The sequence below is a fragment of the Schlesneria sp. genome (genome assembly GCF_036405755.1).
GTDB classification, from domain to species: domain Bacteria; phylum Planctomycetota; class Planctomycetia; order Planctomycetales; family Planctomycetaceae; genus Schlesneria; species Schlesneria sphaerica.
On the sequence record NZ_DASWWZ010000147.1, the window covers coordinates 1 to 4136 of the forward strand.

General features: G+C 58.7%; 5 protein-coding genes. All 5 read right to left on the minus strand.

What is annotated here, in order from left to right:
- Positions 1 to 1880: hypothetical protein (locus VGE80_RS05025; RefSeq protein WP_440591894.1), on the minus strand; the 1880-nt coding region annotated here is incomplete at its 3' end.
- Between the two features lie 15 nt (positions 1881 to 1895).
- Positions 1896 to 2573 (minus strand): hypothetical protein, encoded by a 678-nt coding sequence (locus VGE80_RS05030; protein WP_440591895.1) that lies wholly within the window; start codon positions 2571 to 2573, stop codon positions 1896 to 1898.
- A 9-nt stretch (positions 2574 to 2582) separates the two neighbouring features.
- The gene (locus tag VGE80_RS05035) at positions 2583 to 3275 is read right to left on the minus strand and encodes a hypothetical protein (protein ID WP_440591896.1); all 693 of its coding nucleotides are present in this window, start codon (positions 3273 to 3275) and stop codon (positions 2583 to 2585) included.
- A gap of 10 nt (positions 3276 to 3285) precedes the next feature.
- Positions 3286 to 3891, minus strand: coding sequence for a hypothetical protein (locus VGE80_RS05040; protein ID WP_440591897.1), 606 nt, complete (start codon positions 3889 to 3891; stop codon positions 3286 to 3288).
- 8 nt (positions 3892 to 3899) lie between these two features.
- The coding region (locus tag VGE80_RS05045; RefSeq protein ID WP_440591898.1) for a hypothetical protein at positions 3900 to 4136 on the minus strand (237 nt) is incomplete at its 5' end.

Sequence of the window (4136 nt, forward strand, 5' to 3'; positions counted from 1 at the left end):
ATACACTGCTGCTGACAGTCCATGTTGAACCCGATGATCTGCGGCGCCCGACCGGTCGAATTCAGCTTCAACGACAAATTCCGGCCGCTGACTTTCGGCAGCAAGTCGCCGATCTTCAATTCGGGATGCAGGAACCTTTCCAGCCGGATCGAACAATCCAGACGCATCACATCTTCGATCCCCTGAACCTTGTCCGCATATTCCTTGATCGCGGTTGTGTCGTCCCGGGCCTCTGTCGGGGCCCCGGAGTAAATGGACCTTGTCGAAATCTTCGACTTTTGGAACTTGTCGGATACGTCCAGGACCAGCGTCATATCCAGTCCGTTCACAGAGTCCGGCTTTCTGGTGGCGATACCAGAGACGCGACGATCCCCGACAATCGTGGCGGTGATTCTGACCAGCGCCTGCGCCGCATTGCCAGACCGAATCTTACGCCACAGTTCTTCGGGAGGCGTCTCCCCGTCGAACATGATGCCGCACTGTTTTTCCAGCACGGCGAACGGCCATTTGACGCGCTTCCAGCCGGGATCACTCTTGGTTTCAGGATTCGTGGCACCAGGTTGAAACGCGTCCCACCAGTCGACGCGGTACCCGTTCGATTCCCTGTCGTCTGCATCGACATGCTGACTCAGGCACCGTAAGAACCGCCGTCGGCGGCGGACCAATTTCCCCGTGAAATCCGCAGCGTCCAGATCCCCGCCATGAACGCCCGTGATTTCCGGCCGCAAACCATCGTACTCGTTTGACTCGTTCAACACCCAAAGACGACCAATCTCCGGATTCGTGTTGTACATCGACTGCCCGACCGTTAATTGGCTGAGCGGAACCGTGTCGTAAGTAGTTCGCCAGCCCTTCCGGAGAATGCAGGTCAGTTCCACTTGTTCCAACTGGCCGTAGCACTCGATCCGGTTTGCCAAATCAATCACCGAATACGACGCATCAAAACTGAGGATATTTGTCTTTTTGACATCGCGTGATTCCCCCGGCCGCTGCATCAGTACCTGTTTTGTGGGACCGGTACCCCGCTGAAAGAATCGCAAACGTGTCTTCCGCTCTCCCCCCTCGATCGAGTGCTCCAAATGCCAACTCATATGCAGAGGAATGAGTAAAGCGTCCAAAGCATCAGGAAGCGACGCGCCATAGGGAATTGCGACATTCTTAATCGGCGGCACTTCACCAAACTGGCTCCACGTCGCAGCCAATTCAGCTTTCGTGGGATTCTTGATGTAGGTCTGTTCCGGGTTCAGCCACCAGCAGAGAGCCAGCACGACTTCCTGCACCGTCCAGAGCGATGCCGTTCCCTGTTGAAACGAAACTGCCCGAGGCGTCCAGATTGAATCCCAATCGAGAACGTAGTTCCACTGATTCGTTCCGTCCGATTTCCAGCTTCGATTCGGCCTGACGACACCGTCAATTTCAGGGTTAAAGACCAGTTCACGATCAACGTCCAGGCGGCTACTCGTGACGACTGACCACGTCGGATAGAAGGTCAATCGCTTGCCGAAATGCTGGTCACCGATGCGAGCCTCGATCGATACGACCTCGCTTGACTCATCAATCCTCTGCGGCTGCCGGGCCATCTGGCCCCAGCCGACCACGATTGTCGGGTCTCCGTTCTCATCGATCGCACGCAGTTCAATCTGCCGCTTCATCCCCACCGGGGTTGTCGTGTCGACGAGCCGGGGCATATCACGCCAGGCGAACGTCAAGACATCATCGCGACGGCCGGCTGAAGAGATGGACGCGGACAAGGGGATCAGGTAGTCGACCTCATCGGCCATCGTCGGCGTTGCCCCGCTGTCAGGGCCGAGTAGCACGACGAACTTTGTGGCATTGAGCAGCAACGAACTTGCCGACGAGCGAGAGGGGGCGGTTGGCATAGTTGCCTTTCAGTTTCAATGTTCTACGGCCGTCAGGGTGGCGGTCGTAGAAGGAACGGCAGGAATCACCACATTGGCCGTGGCCAGCACTAAGGCGACAGCTCCGGCCCGGGCCTCGAGACGGAATGAGTAGGTTCCTGCAGAAAGGCCCGTCAGCAAAAATGCCTGAATCCGCGACCCCGAGGGAGCTTGCAGCAGTGTCCCCAGCACTGACGGCCCCGACAGCCAGACGGCGGCGAAATCTGTCAAGGCGGCACAATTCGGCTCAGGCGTCCACACAAATCGAATCGTGGCGGATCCCGTCGAACCGACGTCGACTCCCAGGACATTCGCTGCACCCGCCACAATCCCGATCACGTCCCCGTTTCCATCCAGTGCCACGTTTCGCGGTCCATGGATGGACTCGTTCTCATGGTCCCCTTCGAACGTTCGGACCTGCAGCCAGATATCATCCCGTCCCCACCATGCGGCAGGTAACGCGGTCACAAATTGATTGACGGGCGAAACCACCGTCGCAATCGACGTATCATTGCTGGCGGGTGGATTCAGCGGCGGGTGGCGACCGTCGAGAATCTTATGATGCCGATACGGAATCTGATCCGGTCCCCCGAGGCCTGCGTAGAGCTTCGCCCCCTTCGATCCCTCGAATGGACGATTCGTCAGACAGATGGAGCGATTGCGAGCAAATAACACAGGCACACCTCAGTACGTCGTGAACTTGCAGGAACCGGTATAAGTCACCCCACCCGCAGTGATCGTGGCGACAGCTGTGAAACCCCGGTTACTGGCCAGACCAGGCGAAGCGTATTCCGCTTCGAATCGATGACTGGCGTTCGTTACTCCCACATCACCCGTCGACATCGAGAACTGAGCCACACGAGCCCCCGCCGAGGCGGTTGCGTCCTGCGTGACAACGAGGGAGCAGGTGGCGGCCGGATCCAGCGTCTTCAGCGGGACCGTCACACCGTTCCGCCGCAGCTCCGCAGTCAGATGCATGCTCGTCCCCATCGTGGTCGTCAGATTGGCTGTCACGTCAACCTCAAACGGCACACCGGCGGGATCGTTTGGAACTTGCTGACCCGCACAGACTCGTAGCGCCCAGTTCTGGACTGACGCCGTATCGGTGAGCGGCGCCGGGGACCCGCCCGCGCGAGTGTACATGGTGACCACAATGTCCCGCGGAGTCATATTGGGCGAGATCGTGGCCAGGGGAATCGCGACGTGATAGAGCGACGTCGCCCCCAGGCTGGTCTCTGCGCATACAAACGCGGGATTCGTCGCCGATCCCAACGACTTCCAAGTATTGTCCGCCCGGTCGAATACCTGATTCAGGACGGGATCCGTCACCGTCAAGTATTTGTTCAGACTGGACGCGTCTGGTTGTGAGAAACGCACGCTAACCCCTTCAATAACGGAAGGCGACCGTCGAAACGCCCGCCGAAACATTGACTGTGAATCGTTTGCCCGCATCGTCTGCAGAGACGTCGTCCGGCGGTAACATTACAGAGACTGCAGACGAAATTGGTGCACCTTCGGAACCTGCCGTATCCTCTGGCACAATCGCGTAGGTCCACACACCCGATCCGTCGACTGGTTCCGGGTCAAACGAGTACTCGCCATCGCCACTGAACGGGACGTAGGCGACGAACAGAGATGCCGGACCTCCCGGCACGGCAGACCGCTTCACCGCGAATCGTGCGACGTTCGCAGAACCGCTGGTCGTCCACCGCAGACGAAACCGATTCCACGGCTGACGAGGAATCTGGTTGCCATAATCGACGTTGATGTCTCCGACGGCGATTCGCACCAAAGTGAGCGGCGTGGGCGAGATGCTGGGGACGAGTTGCCCAACAACACGCCGCTCACTTGGTAGGCGAGTCGACCCGATCAACGTCCGATTGGCGTACAGCTGCCAGAGCCACCCATCCACATACGGCGAATCAAAATCACAGTACACGGCCTGCGGTCCCAGCCAGCCCACATCGGTGATCTGAAAACCTCCCAGGTACATGGTCCCGCCTATGCCGGTGGTCTGAGTTGTTCAAACGTGATCCAGATCTGCCGCCAGTATCCATGAATCGCGTCAGACCGGCCCAAGCCTTGCCGCAGTGCGGCCATTCGAACGTCTGGCAGATAGGCGACCGTTTCAAACGCCGTGTCCGCCTGAAACATCCCGACCTTCCCCAGCCGCAGTTCAAACTGTGCCAGGTCCCCGTCACGTTGGGCCGTCGATGCGTAGCCCATCACGATCATCGG